This is a genomic window from Pedobacter sp. W3I1, from assembly GCF_030816015.1.
Lineage (GTDB): Bacteria > Bacteroidota > Bacteroidia > Sphingobacteriales > Sphingobacteriaceae > Pedobacter.
Genome location: NZ_JAUSXN010000001.1, coordinates 2105569 through 2122203, shown reverse-complemented (window position 1 = coordinate 2122203; position 16635 = coordinate 2105569). Strand labels below are relative to the sequence as shown.

At 39.8% G+C, this 16635-nt stretch carries 12 protein-coding genes; 1 reads left to right on the top strand and 11 read right to left on the bottom strand.

The annotated features are described in order from the left end of the window. Positions 1 to 401: 401 nt before the first annotated feature. Genes QF042_RS09010 through QF042_RS08975 form a run of 8 tightly spaced genes read right to left on the bottom strand, consistent with a single transcriptional unit; the run spans position 402 to position 9734 of the window. Complete coding sequence (locus tag QF042_RS09010) at positions 402 to 1691, bottom strand: DUF4833 domain-containing protein (protein WP_307527433.1); 1290 nt, start codon at positions 1689 to 1691, stop codon at positions 402 to 404. A gap of 10 nt (positions 1692 to 1701) precedes the next feature. Then, on the bottom strand, positions 1702 to 4245 hold the full coding sequence (locus tag QF042_RS09005; RefSeq protein ID WP_307527431.1) for a DUF5686 and carboxypeptidase-like regulatory domain-containing protein: 2544 nt from the start codon (positions 4243 to 4245) through the stop codon (positions 1702 to 1704). Next, positions 4246 to 4623, bottom strand: a complete 378-nt coding sequence (locus QF042_RS09000) for a GtrA family protein (RefSeq protein WP_307527429.1) — start codon at positions 4621 to 4623, stop codon at positions 4246 to 4248. Positions 4624 to 4625: 2 nt separating this feature from the next. Then, positions 4626 to 5081: a phosphatidylglycerophosphatase A gene (locus QF042_RS08995; protein WP_307527427.1), complete on the bottom strand. Its 456-nt coding sequence runs from the start codon at positions 5079 to 5081 to the stop codon at positions 4626 to 4628. Further along, entirely contained in the window at positions 5081 to 6406 is a 1326-nt protein-coding gene (locus tag QF042_RS08990; RefSeq protein ID WP_307527425.1) for an inositol-3-phosphate synthase, read from the bottom strand. The genes QF042_RS08995 and QF042_RS08990 overlap by 1 nt, the downstream gene beginning before the upstream one ends. A gap of 18 nt (positions 6407 to 6424) precedes the next feature. Next, positions 6425 to 7414, bottom strand: coding sequence for an NAD(P)-dependent oxidoreductase (locus tag QF042_RS08985; RefSeq protein ID WP_307527422.1), 990 nt, complete (start codon positions 7412 to 7414; stop codon positions 6425 to 6427). Further along, on the bottom strand, positions 7411 to 8532 hold the full coding sequence (locus QF042_RS08980) for a hypothetical protein (RefSeq protein WP_307527420.1): 1122 nt from the start codon (positions 8530 to 8532) through the stop codon (positions 7411 to 7413). Before QF042_RS08980 ends, QF042_RS08985 begins: the two co-directional genes overlap by 4 nt. After that, the gene (locus QF042_RS08975) at positions 8529 to 9734 is read right to left on the bottom strand and encodes an aminotransferase class I/II-fold pyridoxal phosphate-dependent enzyme (protein WP_307527418.1); all 1206 of its coding nucleotides are present in this window, start codon (positions 9732 to 9734) and stop codon (positions 8529 to 8531) included. The genes QF042_RS08980 and QF042_RS08975 overlap by 4 nt, the downstream gene beginning before the upstream one ends. Before the next feature lie 540 nt (positions 9735 to 10274). On the opposite strand from QF042_RS08975, the gene QF042_RS08970 reads away from it, so the two are divergent. Continuing rightward, positions 10275 to 11171, top strand: coding sequence for a helix-turn-helix domain-containing protein (locus QF042_RS08970; RefSeq protein WP_307527416.1), 897 nt, complete (start codon positions 10275 to 10277; stop codon positions 11169 to 11171). A 267-nt stretch (positions 11172 to 11438) separates the two neighbouring features. Here the strand turns inward: QF042_RS08970 and QF042_RS08965 are convergent, their stop codons facing one another. The 3 genes from QF042_RS08965 to QF042_RS08955 are packed head-to-tail and all read right to left on the bottom strand — an operon-like array spanning position 11439 to position 16576. Next, on the bottom strand, positions 11439 to 12515 hold the full coding sequence (locus QF042_RS08965) for a phytase (protein ID WP_307527414.1): 1077 nt from the start codon (positions 12513 to 12515) through the stop codon (positions 11439 to 11441). A 1-nt stretch (position 12516) separates the two neighbouring features. Next, positions 12517 to 13776 carry a right-handed parallel beta-helix repeat-containing protein gene (locus QF042_RS08960; RefSeq protein WP_307527412.1) on the bottom strand — a complete coding sequence of 420 codons (1260 nt, stop codon included), beginning with the start codon at positions 13774 to 13776 and terminating at the stop codon, positions 12517 to 12519. 22 nt (positions 13777 to 13798) lie between these two features. Then, complete coding sequence (locus QF042_RS08955) at positions 13799 to 16576, bottom strand: TonB-dependent receptor (RefSeq protein ID WP_307527410.1); 2778 nt, start codon at positions 16574 to 16576, stop codon at positions 13799 to 13801. Positions 16577 to 16635: the final 59 nt, after the last annotated feature.

Sequence of the window (16635 nt, the reverse complement as noted above, 5' to 3'; positions counted from 1 at the left end):
GCTCCTCACATTTAATCGTCATCCTGAACTTGTTTCAGGATCTTTTCCTCAAACAATTTGTTAATCTGAACACAGGGTCTTCGACTCCGCTCAGACTGACAAATCAAGATAGAAGAGTCGTCATCTCGACTGAAGCGCAGTCCCGAACTTTCGGGAGAGAGATCTATCTTTTAGATTTCTCGGCTTCGTTGCACTTCGCTCGAAATGACGTGTAGAGAGGACTCCGCTCAGACGGACAAATCGATATCATTCATCACCCAATCCGTCATCTCGACTGAAGCCTGCCGATTTTTCATCGGTAGCGAAATGAAGAGATCTTTTCAATATAGATTTCTCGGCTTCGTTGCACTTCGCTCGAAATGACGACATCATGGGAACGCCACCCGCATAACGCCCGCACGCTAAACCTTAATCCTTTCAATTAACACTTTTGAAGGTTCCGAAGCATCAAAACCTTTTATCTCTACATATTTCACATTAGGGAACCAAAATGTACCACCTTCAATCCGAAGGAAGATCCGTTCTATCTGCATTTTCTTATTGTTAATGGTTGCAAAAACATGGTATTTTTTATCTGCACCAGATTTATTTAAATACATAGGCAGTTTTTTATGCGAGGTAAACCGCAGTTCGAACTGGCCATTCCCCAGATTTTTGCTGATAATACCATACGCAAATTTCCGCTGGATATAACTCAGTTCTTTCTTTTCACCTTTATCTCCGTAACGCATCCAAAACACATTTACAGGTTGATCTTTATTCACCACGCCATGTTTATCTACATTTAACTGGCAAATTATGGTATTGGTATTCGGATCGCGCTGTAAATAAAACAATTGATTGCTGATATCTTTAGGTGTAGGGAAAGTAATCGGAGATGGATCAGCCCCTTGTGCTTTTGCATTGAGTGAAAACATTCCACTTAAACCCGTCATCAACACCAAACCTGCAATCAACGCAGCCCTGTTATTTCCTTTTCGCTCGTTAAATTCTTGCGCTTCCAGGCCTTTTTTGGCCTCTTGTAAACGTTTAACAGCTGTGATATTGGTCAATACCGCCATTATAGTAATGGGCATGGTAAAAATCGACATCGTTTCGAAAACATGGAATGAAATCCCTGGCACGTAAACTTTGTAATCTCCACCAATAAAATGGCCTGCAATACCACAAGCAATAGCAAAAACTCCAATGGTTATCACACGCTCTGGCCGCTGCATTAAACCGCCTTTACATTCTACCCCTAAACCCTCGGCCCTTGCACGGGTATAACTTACCATCATCGAACCGATCAATGCAATAAATGCAAATAGCGAACTTAAGAAATAATGATGTGCCACGAGGTAATAACAAATACCCAAAAACATAATCATTTCGCTATAACGGTCGAGTACGGAATCGTACAAGGCCCCAAACTTCGAACTCATGTTTCCCAAACGGGCTACCTGACCATCGAGCATATCGAACAGACCCGCAAAAAGCACCAGCGCTCCTCCCCAACCGATGTAAGACATATCGCCACGATTCGATTTTTCGGCACCGAGCACAAAAATTACCGCCACGCCAATATTCAGGATCAGACCAATAGTGGTTACCGCATTAGGTGTTAAACCGATTTTAATCAATCCCTTTACAAAGGGATTGATCACTTTATATATGCCCTGTTGCAGGCTGTCCCTTAGATTTTTTTCCATAGCTTATTTTTTAAAAATCAAATTTTACCCTTGCCCTTATTCCCCACTCCGAAACTTCCGGATTATTGAGGTAGTTGAAACGTTTCACCAGATCTATCCTTAATAATTTAAAGATGTTACCTACACCAACACTGCCTTCCATGTACGGCTCATTACCTAATGCATAAGTCCTTTGCGCACCATTTTCGTAAACCGGAAACTGGTATAAACCCGATTGGAAATTTGGATTATTTTCATTCCGCAAACCACCATATAAGGCTTTAAATGACACCACTTCCCTTAACTTTAATTTTTTGATCAATGGCACTTTATTAAAAAAGAAGCCATTAAAATTATGATCGATATTGATGCTCACATAATGGTCGCTCACAAATTCAAGAAAGTTCATCAGGTTGTACGAGTTGAGCTGATAGGCATAGGTTTGGTTGGCGCGGTGTATATCTAATAAAGGAAAAGGTACTTTTCCGGCGATATAACCACCTTCGAAAGTTACATCGCTATAGCCTAACTGCGATAGATAGAAGCGTTTATCAATACTACCCATTAAGCTATGGTAATTATATTCGCCCCCAAAAACTCCTTTTAAACCTGCGGTATAGCGCAAATTAAATACCGGATAACGATCGGCAATGGGCACACGGTATATTTTTCCCTGATAAAACTTTTCGTTTGGCGCATACCTTAATTGCAAAGAAACTTCGCTGGTGCTTAACCTGTTTACCAACTGATTATTCGAATTTACGTAATTAAGTCCACCAGCCGGCGTTTGACTCCATTTTTTAAAACCCAGATTGTAAGAAAAGTGGTTTTCAAACTCTTTAACATAATCCAAACGGTAAAAATCATTGTACAACAGCATATCGTTAACCCCACGTTTAAACGAGAGCAGAAAATTATCTTCCTGCACAAACTGCAATTCTTGTCCGGGGATTTTAGTGTCGCGTTGAAAACTTGCCCTAACGTAGTTCTGCGGGAATTCGTAGATCGATTTATTATTCAGCGAATAGGTTCCTGAAAGGAAAAACTTCCATTTCTCATCTTTAATCCCATAAGCTAGATAGTTTTCGAAATAATAGCGTTTACTAAGCTCTGGCGTTGTGCGGCCACCAACACGCAACCTTAAGCCTTCTACATTGTTAAAGCTGTAAAATGTATTTACCGGACCAATTTCATAAGGGCCTAAATTCTGGTAACCTGCAAATAATAGGGTGACAATTTTCATCGTCCGTTTAAAGGACGGCAGGTTTTGCAGGGTATCGATATTGCCATAAATCTTCAACTGGTTCTTCGAAATGGTATCCAGTCGGTTGTTCTCCCAGAATTTATCGTCTTTTTTGGCTGCATCAGCTAATACTACCGTACTTTTCCCTTGAAAAATAGTATCAGGCAACACCGTATCGAACTGGTAATTTTTAAAAGTAACCGTGCGCTCGCCCGTGAAGCCTATTCCCTTGGTTTTGCCAATACCGAAATCGGCCAATAAATTGCTTTTGCTTAAACTGTATTTGCCTTTATCGTTGGCTTCGAAATCGAGATCGATTTTTAGTGCACGTACAAAATTGAGGTTAATGTTTTTGTTTACCCCAAATGAAGCGCCGGTAACCGCATAATGGCTATCATTCGTTACATAAATCTTCCCTTCGAATAACATATCGTTTGTATTGCGGGGTGTAAAAGACAGCTCAATAATTTGAGGCTTTTGATTTTTTAACGTATCGGTAATAAAAAACTTATAAAAAGCAGGTGCACCATCCGAAATCGGACTTAAAAATTCGTTACTGATTACGGAAATGTTGTTTTTGTAGATATCGATATCCTGATACATCCTATCGAAATAAGTTTTCATTCCTTTGTTATCGATGTACCTGCTATCGAAGTTTACCTGTTTCTCGGCAATAACAACCGTTTTGTTTTTTTCAGGATTTTTGCTGAGGTAACTGTCAGATAGTTTCTCCTGGATATACACCGGCAAAAGGTTTTTCCCTCCTATTAACGTCGAATCCTGCTCCTGGAATAAAAACTGATAGTTCCTGAACATTCTTTTGCTCTTAAATTTATCAGAAACATTACTCAATGAAAACAACATCTTTTCATATTGCCTAAAAGACACCGTGTTATAACTCTTAATGCGATTTTCTTCTTTGTGGGCAATCACCTGGCGGATCAATTCTACCGCTGGATTATCTTTATTGCGATATCTTGTCTTTTTTCCGCCAACAATAATCACATCATCAAGCGCCCTCGAATCAGGAACTAAAGCAACATCAAGTTCCTGCGTGGCAGAAGGTACAATATCCTTAAAAACAGTGCGGTAACCTACATAATTAAAACTCAGCCCACTTTGTGGATCGGGAGAAACCAACGTGTACTTTCCATTTACATCTGTCTGTATCCCTATTTTGGTATCTTTAAAAAAAACGGAAACATTGGGCAGTGTTTCTTTGGTAACCGCATCGCGCACTATACCCGATACGACTGTTCTCTGGCCAAAAGCATTTACCTGCAAAATAAAACTGAGTGCCACGAATAACAAAAATGAATAGATCGGTTTCATTTAACTTGTAAAAATAAAGTGCTTTTGCATCATATAATTGTAGCTTATCCCGGTTAAAACCGAGCTAAGTACTTTAGCGAGTACGTAATTGAGATTGAAAAAATGGGTGAGGATAAACACACCTGCGGTTACGATGATCAGATTGCCTGCCCATACTAAAATGTATTTCAATATCTGCCATTTAATAGCTGCAGATCCACTTTCGAAAACCCATTTCCGGTTCACATAGAAATTAACAATCCCACCCGAAACGGTTCCGGTAATGCTTGCCGCAAGGTACCACCAGCCTAAAATATTTACGGCAAATATGGTGATGCCAAAATCTGTAGCCGAAGCAATTAATGAAGATGCCTGTGCTTTTAAATAAGTAAACATCATGGCTAAAACAATGCTAATACAACCACCAGTTGGAGCAGTACATTCGCGTAGATCCCAGCCAGCACATCGTCGGCCATCACACCCCAACCACCTGGCAGTTCTTCCAGTTTACGGATATAAAAGGGTTTTAGAATATCAAAAAACCTAAAAAGAACAAGTCCGATAAGGGTATATTGCCATTTTAAAGGCACAAATAACAGGGTAATACACATTCCCGCCACTTCATCAATCACTACCCTACCGTGGTCTTTACCCCAAATTTCTTCTACCCGATCGGCACTCATCACACCGATCATCACAATTAACATCGTGAAGAGCACCGGCCATAAATACGGGTTACTATAAGGGCTCTGGGAAAGGTGCCAGCAGATACAGGTTGCTATTGCAGCATAAGTACCAGCACCTTTGCCGATATACCCTATTCCCAGAGCCGTTGAAAGAAATTTGTGAATAAACACTATACTGTTTCTATCAATTCTTCTTCGTAATCCTGACCTAAGTGGGTGATCAATTCTTCGCCCATAATGTAACGTAAGGTATTCTGAAGTTTCATTAACTGTTTAAAAATGTCGTTTTCTGCTGGTACACCTGGTATAGTTTGTGGCGATTTCAGGTAGAATGATAACCATTCCTGAATGCCCGACATGTTTGCGCGTTTAGCCAGATCGATAAACAAAGCAAGATCCAATACAATCGGTGCGGCTAAAATCGAATCGCGGCAAAGGAAATTGATTTTGATCTGCATTTTATAACCCAACCAACCGAAAATATCGATGTTATCCCAGCTTTCTTTGTTATCACCGTGAGGCGGATAATAGTTGATCCTGATTTTGTGGTACATGTCGCCATACAAATCCGGATTAACATCTGGTTTAAAGATATCTTCCAATACACCCAGTTTAGATACTTCTTTGGTTTTAAAGTTATCCGGATCATCTAATACCAAACCATCACGGTTACCCAAAATATTATCAGAAAACCAGCCATTTACACCCAATGAACGTGCTGCCAAACCAGGAGCTAAAATGGTTTTCATTAAAGTTTGACCAGTTTTAAAATCCTTACCAGCAATTGGGGTATTGGTTTCTTTAGCCAGTTCGATTAAAGCAGGAATATCTACGGTTAAGTTTGGTGCGCCATTAGCAAAAGGAATTCCAAGTTTCAACGCAGCATAGGCATAAATCATACTTGGTGCAATGCGCAAATCGTTGTCTTTTAAGCCCTGCTCAAACGCAGCCAGCGATTCGTGCACTTCTGATGCTTCGAAATAAATCTCCGTAGAACCACACCAAACCAATACTATACGGTCGCAGTTATTTTCTGCTTTGAAGTTTTTAATATCTTCCATTACGGCTAAAGCCAGTTCGTAACGGTTATCGAGATCTTTTACATATTTACCATCCAGGTTTTTCACATAATTTCTATCGAAAGCAGCGCGCATCGGTTTAATGGCCTGTAATTCTTCACGCACATCGCGTAATAGGTTAGCATCTAATACACGGGCATTCATTGCCGCTTCATAAACGTTATCTTCGTACACATCCCAGCCACCAAAAACTAAGTCTTCTAAACCAGCCAGAGGCACAAAATCTTTAATCTTTGGTTGTTTGTTCTCCGTTCTTTTGCCTAAACGGATGGTACCCATCTGTGTTAACGAGCCGATTGGTTTCGATATTCCTTTTTTAATTGCAGCAACTCCGGCAATCATCGTTGTTGCTACAGCGCCTAGTCCTGGCATTAATATTCCCAGCTTGCCTTCAGCTGCTTTTACTTGTTGTTTCATTCTATTTTATTTAAAATCTTATAACCAATTGTTTTTACGGTACCAGTTTATGGTTTCAGCAAGTCCTTGTTCCAGCCCAAATTGGGGCACAAAACCGAAGTCGTTCTGAATATTTTTAATATCGCAGCCCCAGTTAAGGGCTGTGAGTTCTTTTATCTTATCTACATTTAAGGCTGGGATCTTATTAAATATGCCATACAACCGTTCCATAGACCAGGCAAGGCTTTTAATCATTTGCACAGGCACATTCACGGTAACTGTTTTTTTGTTTAAGGCCTTACGCACATGAGTAGCCAGCGCAGAACGGTTATAAACTTCCCCATCCGAAATGTTATAACTTTTGCCAACTACATCAGATGCGAGTGCTTTAATAATGATATCGGCCAGATCGGTAGCGTATATAAAACTGAGTTCTTGTTCCTGCTTGCCGATATACAGTTCAAACCCTGCTTTAATGGTTTTAATCAATATGAAAATGTCTTTCTCCCGTGGACCATAAACCGCCGTTGGCCTAAAGGTAATTAAGGGCAAATTGGGGATCTGAGCCAAATATGTCTCAGCAAGTGCTTTGCTGATTCCATAATTGGTTACCGGATTTGATGCCCCCCTATCGGTCAGTTTTTCATTTTTTTGATTTAAAGGCCCCAGCGCAGCCAAACTGCTAATGAATATAAATTTATTTATTGCATGTACCGATTTCGAAGCCGCCAGTGCCAGATTCCGGGTATAAATAGCATTTACCTGATTGTAATCATCCAGTGTTTTCGCCTTTGTTACCGCAGCAGCATGCACGATATAGTCGTATTTTTTTTCCTCTATATTTTCTTTTAACAGGTAGATCGAAGAAAGATCAAGGTCCACATAGTTGATCGGAAAATCTTTAAGGTGATCTGCAGTGGCTGATTTGCGAACATTTGCATACACCTCCAGATCGTTGTCCAAAGCAGATTTAATCAGGTGATAGCCCACAAATCCAGTTGCCCCTGTGATCAACACCCGTTTTTTCATATCGCTTTCTCTAAAATCCTATATTTTCGGTATAGTTTTCCGCCAATATCTTCAATAGGTTTGTTGATCAGATCGTTATGATCTAAAGTCCAGCTGGCCTCTGCATATTTCATGTTTTTAGCCTTGAAATGTTTGATAATACGACCATAAAGACAAGCTTCAATCCCCATTTTACGGTAACCATCTACTACACCAAGCAATAAAATACGAATCCCATCAATTTTCTTTTTATTGGCCAAAAGTTTGATCAGTCCGGTAGGAAACAACCTACCGCGTTTAATTTTAATCAGGATCTGGTTAATATCGGGTATAGCCAACGCGAAACCGACAATCTTGCCATGCTGCTCAGCGAGGATACAAAACTCAGGATCGAGAATCATTTTTAAATCGTTTGCGGTATAGTCAAACTCTTTATCCGTCATCGGCACAAAACCAAGGTTTTTATCCCATGCTTTATTGTATACCTCCCTTACCGCATTACACTCCTCCTTGAATTTCTTCATGTTAATTTTACGAAGCACAATGTCATTACGGAGCAGCCGTTCTTCTATCCTATCCAGCAGTTTAACCGATCTTTCGCTATAATTGCCCGCCGTGTAGCGGTAGGCCCTTAAATCGACATTTTTCTGAAAGCCAATTTGCTCCAAAAGTGGCAGATAATATTGCGCATTATAAGGCATCATGGCTACTGGCGGTCCGTCAAAACCTTCAATCAACAATCCGCAAACCTCGTTGGTAGAGAAATTTACAGGTCCTAAAATCTTTGTCAATCCTCTTTCTGTTAGCCATTCCTGTGCTGCGTCCAAAAGCGCATTGGCAGCGGTTGCATCATTAATACAATCGAAAAAACCAAAGAAACCGTCATGTCCACCGTAAACTTTATTGTGGTTGGTATTGTTGATGGCTGCAATACGCCCAATTATTTTACCATCATCATACAGCAAAAAGAGCTGAATTTCAGAATGTTCGTAAAAGGGATGTTTGCCAGGGGTAAGCAGATCGCGCTGCGCAATAAAAAGTTCCGGAACATAGTTTACATCGCCCGCATACAATTCGTGCGGAAAATCTACAAATGCGGCCAATGCTTTTTTACCAGAAACCTTTACCAGTTCTCTCATGATTGGCTTCCCACTAATTCTACGTTAACAGCCTTAAAAGCAGCACTTAGCTTGCTTATGGCTGATTCAATCTGATCGAAAGTATGCGTGGCCATTAAAGAAAACCTGATCAAAGACGAATCTGAAGGCACTGCTGGCGAAACTACCGGGTTTACAAATACGCCATTTTGCTGAAGGATATTCGTAATCATAAAGGTTTTGGTATTATCGCGAATGTAAATGGGAATAATCGGACTGTTGCTGTGCCCAATATCGAAACCTGCATCGAGCAAAAGTTTCTTTGCATATTCTGTATTGTCCCAAAGTTTATCAATCCGTTCAGGCTCTGATTCGATAATATCCAATGCTGCAATCACACTCGCCACAGCAGATGGTGGCATACTTGCGCTGAACATCAATGAGCGGGCACGGTGCTTGATATATTCGATGGTTTCGGTACTGCCCGCAATAAAACCGCCTAGTGAGGCCAACGATTTACTAAAGGTACCCATAATCAGGTCTACATCCTCGGTCAGATTAAAATGTGATGCTGTTCCGGATCCATTAAAACCAATTACACCAAGACTATGTGCATCGTCCATCATAATATTGGCGCCAAATTCGTTGGCAATGTCTACCATTTCAGGAAGGTTAACTAAGTCGCCTTCCATACTGAAAATGCCATCAGAAACAATCAGTTTAGCGGCATCTTCAGGTAACCGGCTTAATTTTCGGCGCAGGTCCTGCATATCGTTATGCGCATACTTAATGGTACGTGCAAAGGCCAAACGGCTTCCATCAATAATAGAGGCATGATCGTACTCATCCAGCAACAGGTAATCGTTACGATCTAATAAACAGGATATTACCCCCAGGTTGACCTGAAAACCAGTACTGAAAAGCACAGCAGCTTCTTTGCCTACATACTCGGCCAACCGGTTCTCTAATGTGAGGTGGATATCGAGCGAACCGTTCAGAAACCGCGATCCTGCACAGCCTGTTCCATATTTTTCTATAGCTGCTTTAGCTGCTTCTTTTATTTTAGGATGATTGGTTAAACCTAAATAGGAATTTGAACCAAACATGAGTACCTTTTTTCCGTTTATAACCACCTCGGTATCCTGGCCCGATTCTATCGACCTGAAATAAGGATATAATCCCTTTTCTTTTATTACCGCCGCATCCTTAAAAGAGGCAATTCTATCTTGTAATTTTTTACGCATGCTGAACTCTTATATTCTTCAGTTTTTAAAACCCTGTTCTGAAAGTTTGGACTGTACCTGAATACTACTCGTAGATATTAAAATCAACGATATAGATTAAGGCCGTATTAACCAAACGATTTGATAACACAATTTTAACGCGGAATTGAAGCCAAAAAAAGGTTCAAATGTGGGATATATTGGTCAAAAAGTTGGATTGGCAAATTGTGACATTCAGATGAATTGACCAATTGACATTCTGACTTTTATTATAAAATAGTAAAACGATAAAAAATATACAAAACATCGAAACAAATAACATAAATTACTGTTTACAAGTCAATTAAAATTTAATTTTTATTAATCAAAAGATTGAAAATTAATCAGAAATTAGTCATTTTAAAAAAAATATCTTGCAAAAATGATTCTGAATATTACATTTGTAGATAGCAAAATCCGACAGATAAAGGGCGAAAACTATCCATAAAAGGGTGGCTGAAATTGTAGTGCAAAAGATGATCGAATCTGTTAAGAAATTATTAAAAAACACTGAACGATTTTATGCAACAAGAGTTACTCCATACAACTTTTTCAGAAAAAAACCATGAGGAAGCGCTTTCTTTAAATGATGGCCTGATGGCGAAAATCCACCATAGTAGTGATCCGCAATATTGCAGTTCGGAACCTTTCCGTGTATCTAGTTACGCTTTAATTCTGATCACAAAAGGAAAGATGAACCTTCGGATAAATTTTGTAGAGCATGTATTAAATCAAAGAGATATTCTGCTCATTTTTCCACATGCCGTTTATGAGATTAAGGATAATAGCGATGTTTCTTTCATCAGCATCCATTTTAACAAAAGTTATTTAAAAAACATGGGGGTATTCTTTAATAGCGGAGAAGCTTACCGAATGTTCCAGAACGATCCTACTCATAAATTTTCGCTATCAAAAGAGGATTATACATTCATTTACTATGATATGCTTGCGCTGCACAAAAAACTGAATGTACCTAAAGATACCCCGCAGATTAAAAATATTGTGCATAATAGCTTCCTGGAACTGCTGTATGATCTTTTTCTGCTCAAAAACAAACAGAAAGATCCGTTGCCTTTTGTTCATGACAGCAAGACAGAACTCACCAATCGTTTTTTATCGCTGGTAGCTGAAAACTTTAAAAAGGAAAAGCGTGTAATTTATTATGCCAACTGTTTACGCATTACGCCAAGGCATTTATCGCAGGTTGTTAAACAGGTGACCGACAGAACTGCGGGAGAAATTATTGATGAAATGGTGATTAGGGAGGCGAAACTACTGTTAACCAGCCATGTAATGAATATCTCGGAGGTAGCCATGGAATTGCGATTTAGCAACTCTTCTTTTTTTGGCAAGTTTTTTAAAAAACAGACGGGAATTACGCCATCTGAGTATAAATTATCGAATAATATCGCGGTTTAGATCAATGAACCGTCATTTCGACTGAAGCAAACCGATTTAAGCATTTGTTTTTATTTACTTATGGTATGCTTGCTTGTTTCATAGGTTTCATCGGTAGCGAAATGGAGAAATCTTTCGATATGGATTTCTATACTCCGCGACGCCCACTATCAATAACATATCCTAAAAATCGGCGTCATCTCGACCGGAGCAACGCGTAGTGGAGAGATCTGTGGACTATATTAAAAGATCTCTCCACTGCGGTCGAGATGACGATTCATTGTAAACCTACCTATTTACATCAAGTTTTTTACCTGCTAGATCTTCCCATCTATAATAATGAAAGGTTTTATCATCGCTCATAGCCACCAGCAAACCATGTTTAAAATCGTTATTCAAAGGGACTGAAACCACATCAATACCATCCGTTTGATTGGCTGAATATTTAATGGTGGTTAACAATGGGTGTGGATGAGTAGCATTCGTTTTAGCTACCCGATCATACACTTTCAACTGCTTAGCACCCTGATCGGACACAAGAATATACCCTTTATTTCCTGAAGTTTTATAAACAGCGATTCCTTCATTGTCGACAGCAAAATCGCCCTGCCCAAACAGTGCTAATTCTTTATTTCCTTTAGCTGGGTCTGCATAATACTTGCGTACACCAACCTGCTCATCGCAATAGTAAACATAACCCAATTCATTATCAACAGCGATGGCTTCTATTTCTTTTTTGCCACTATACAGGCCGAATTTCCGCACCAAATCAGCTTTAACATTGCCTTTTCCGTCATCCGTTAACAGGTATTGCCAAAGATAACTTCCGTTTTTAGGTCCCGTTTTACGACCAACAATTGCATAAATTTTTCCGCTTGGGTCGGTATACATCGAAATCCCCATCAAATCGCGGCACTCTGCTCCTGTTTCGCCAACAAAAACAGGAATTCCGCCATTATCGATTGCTTTCATATCGGGAAGGGAAAATATGCGTAGTTTATGCGTGTATCGTTCTGTGGTTACGGCAATATCCGTTTTTTTTCCAGCCAACAACAAACCATAGGCAATATCAACGTTGTTTGGGCGCTTTAAGCCTTTTACGGTTTTTGACTTGATGGTTTTACCTTTCAGATCGAAAACATACAAGCCGCCACTGCTATCTTTATCGGTACCGATTACCAAAGACTGCGCCGGATCGTTCGGGTTTACCCAGATCGCAGGATCATCGGTATCAAAACCTACAGGATCAGATACGTACAAGGGCTTTACTGCTGTACTATTTCCGTTTTGTATGCCTCCATTACAAGAAATGGCCAGGCTTAATACCGCAAAAGCGGCAAGTTTTAATATATTATTATGCTTCATTTTATATTTTAGTTCCGTATGCACCAACAAATGTTGATGGCGAGGGTGAGACATAGGTGATACCATTTTTCATTATAATTCCGGCCTGGTGATGGCGGGTAAAGTTGGTGATGCCCTTACCCAAAGCTGGTGAGTTGCCTTGCAGATGAAAATCCCATGCGGTATTAAAATCGGCATTGGTAACCGCTGTATTTAAAGGATAATTCACAAATTTAGGATCATTTGCTCCGGCAACATTACTAATTACATCGTTTTTACCGCCCACAATATCGCCGGTTGGCTGAAACTGGTTTACAGTGGCCTGATCGAAACCATAATACCAGTTATTGCTATAAGCAGAACGGTTATCTTCAGGCTTTTTTGGATCTCTTTTCACACCAAAACGGGTGTTGGCAAAAAGATTATTATATAGATCAGCACGCACAGTACTTTCCAGCCAGATTGATCCGCCTTTCGCAGTTGGTCTTCTCCAGCCCGTATTCACCATGGTATTGTTGTAAGCAATAATATACGTTTGTGGCGTTTTATCTCCAGTGTTTGACAATTTTAAAGCATTGGTATTGGTACTATAAACTAAATTATAGGCTATATCTGCCAAACAGCCCGATTTAAAGTTCATGGCTTCTCCTCCTGTTACACCCGTGGTATAAAACACATTGTTGGCAAAAATGATTCTTCCACCTTCAATATAAGTACAATCTTCCTGAAAATTTCTGATGGTACTATTTTGAACCACCAATTTGCCTCTGGCATTGGCAAACCAAAGCGCTGGTAAGCTTTCGCCCGCAACAGCTTTGTACAAGCCCATTTTTACAGAAGTAGAAGCATCGGATGTTTTAGCACCGCCGTATTCCAGAATTACATGGTCAAGCACCAGTTCCTCGCATGTTGGACCAGCCAAAATACCGCCCCAGAGTTTACCAAATTTGGTTAATGGTGTTTTGTAAAAATCGTTTACGGTAAATTTGATAGGGTTCTCTGTGGTCCCTAAAGCATAAAGATTACCTTTTATAATAATTTCTGGTTTCGCAACCGTATCCATCAGCACCGTTACCCCTTCTTCAATCGTAAGCGTTTTCCCTTCCGGGATTACAATATCACCTTTAATTACCTGTGTACTACCTTTGGCCCAAATCCCGGAAACTTCACCAATTGCCGAACCATCAACAGCGGTGGTATCTACATCTACATTGGCTTTTTCGCATCCTGCTAAGGCTAACACCATCAGGATCATCAATTTAAAAATCTGATTCGATTTCATTTCTTTATATCTTTAAATTCTATTAATTAAACTTATATCTGAAGCCAACAAGGTAGTTCTGACCATAATAATCACTTCTGATTAATGTATTCCCATTTTTAGCCAAATCTTCTTTGATATCGTTATTTGCTGGGTTTGTACCTTTTATAAATAGTTTTGTCGGTGTATTTAAGATGTTATTGGCTTTTACAAAAACACTGATCCCACCTTTAAAACGCTTCTCGGCTGAAGCATCCATCTGTACAAATCCTTTCTGCCACAAATCGTTATTTAAGAATTGAGAAACCGTGTTGATGCGTGGCCCGGTGTAAGCACCTGCAAGCTGAACATCCCAGCCTTTTTTAGTGTCTTTAAACAATAGTGATAAGTTGGCAATATGCGCCGACTGGCCGTAAAGCGGACGTTCCTGGTTAACATTGGCTGGTTCCGTATCTCCTGTGGCACTATTAATAACTCTGGTGGTTTTAAGTGTATTAATGCGCGAATGGGTATAGGTATAATTGGCTTTCACACCTATTTTGCTGAAATATTTGATGTAATCTACCTCCGCACCATAATTATTGGCCGTACCAAAGTTTCCTGGGGTATAATAAGTGTCCTGTCCTCGAACGGCATCAGCCAGAAAAGTATATTCAATTGGGTTTTTGATCCGCTTATAAAAAGCACCAACCAACAGTTGTTCTGAAGCACCGGGGAAAAGTTCGTAGCGTAAATCGAAGTTATCGGCCAAAGCGCGTTGCAGGTTCACATTACCACGTTCTATAAAATCTTCGTTTTTTACTCTTCCAGGTACAATTTCATAAAAACCAGGACGGTTAAGGGCTTTGTAATAAGAAGCGTGTAATTGTGCTTTTTGGCTTAAAAAATATTTTGCCGTTAAACTAGGCAGTAAATCGGTATAAACCTGATTTCCTTTCGGAAAAGCCTCACCTGCGGCAAAAAGCAGGTTATAACCTTGGTTGGTATGTTCTACCCTTAGCCCTCCTATCACTTCTAATTTAGCCGAATTATATTTAAACATCCCATACCCGGCTGCTATTTTTTCACTTGCATCGTAAGTTAATGCATTAGACACTGCACCTGTAGGATTACTCACCACGAGGTTTAAATCGGTATAACTCTGAAAATTCACACCGTAAAGATCAAATGCATTAGCTGCGCTTGGGGCAAGATTGTAGTTATTAAAGAAACTGCTTCTTTGTTTGTCGCGGTATAAACCTCCGGCCATGATATCCAGTTTATGCTCGCCAGCTAAAACCTGGTAAGTCAGGTCCAGGTAACCAGCTAAGTCTTCATCAGTATTGCGTTCCCATCTACGGGTAACCGGATTGGTATTGACCAAACTGGTACGTTTGCTTTGAAAATTCTGCTGTATCCCATTTAAACTGATACTGGTATTTTCGGGTACATCATTTTTGGCCGAAGAATAAACAGCAGACCATTGTACCTTAAATTTATCATCAAAAAATTTATGGTCGCCATGAAGCGTAGTATTGTAAATCTGCTGCTCGGTTAAACGGCTACGGGTATCGTAAACCAATTCTGCATTCCCAGCTGTTGGATTATAAACCCCATTATAGGTAGTGGTTACAGCATCTCTAACCTGCTGATTTTTTAGGTTAACATATACATTGTACAAACTGATCTGGTGATCTTTATTAAAAACATAATCAATTTTTCCATGTAAGCCTGTACGTTGCTGCTGTTCAGAAAACTCGCGGTAACTTTTGCTGGTAATTTTCGCATAAGACTCGGTACCTACTACTGCATTATTGTAAAAAGTACTATTGCTCCCACGGTAGGTATTCTGATAACTTCCTGCCAGCACCACCCCGAGTTTATTATCCAAAAAGCGCTTACTCAGGGATAAGCTACCGATTAAATTAGGTGCAGGGTTTTTATATTTATAATCGAGTGTTCCCTTGGTAAAATCGTTCTGTATAGCATGATAGTTTTTCCCGTTTACTTCGTAAGGCGATTTATAATTAATACCTGAAGCATTGTAACTGGTAAACTTACGATCGAAAAACAACTGACTATAACCTGTAGAAACATTGGCATTTACCTGCAATAAGCCTGGAGCATTTTTCATCACCATATTAATGGCACCGCCAATGGCATCGCCCTCTAAATTTGGGGTAAGGGTTTTGTACACCTCTAAACGATCAAGTAAATCAGAAGGGAAAAGATCAAGCGGAACATACCGGTATTTATTATCCGGACTTGGGATTTTAACACCATTTACCAAAGTATAGTTGTAGCGTTTATCCATTCCTCTTAAAATGGCATATTGTCCATCACCATTGCTATTGCGCTCTATAGACACACCCGAAATACGTTGCATCACATTGGCTACCGTTAAATCCGGCGAAATCTCAATCGACCTTCCTGATACGATATTCATCAGTTGAGGAGCAGTTTTTTCCAGTCGCCTTGCACCCTGATCAGTGGAACTCACTGCATTTGACTTAATGGTGACATCATCGAGGCTTTTCGAATCGCTCTCCATATAGAACTTTAAGTGATCGTTATCCTCTTTCAGTATCACTAAGGTTTTCTCGATGGTTTTGTAAGTAATGTAACTTACACTAATTTTGGCAGCACCTATTTTTACATCCTTAAATTCGAAAGTACCATCTAATCCGGTATTGGTTGTGCGCCTCGGGTTTTCCAAAACCACTGTTGCACCTACAATGGCCTCTCCAGTTTGCTTATCGTAAACGTGGCCTTTCAGTTTTGTGGCATTTGCGGTGCCTGCACAAAAAAGAAGTAAAAACATAATTTGTAATCGTTTATTCATCGTGTTTGGTCATGTCTTTTTATGATCGACGGGGCAAAGGTGTATACACCATTTTACAC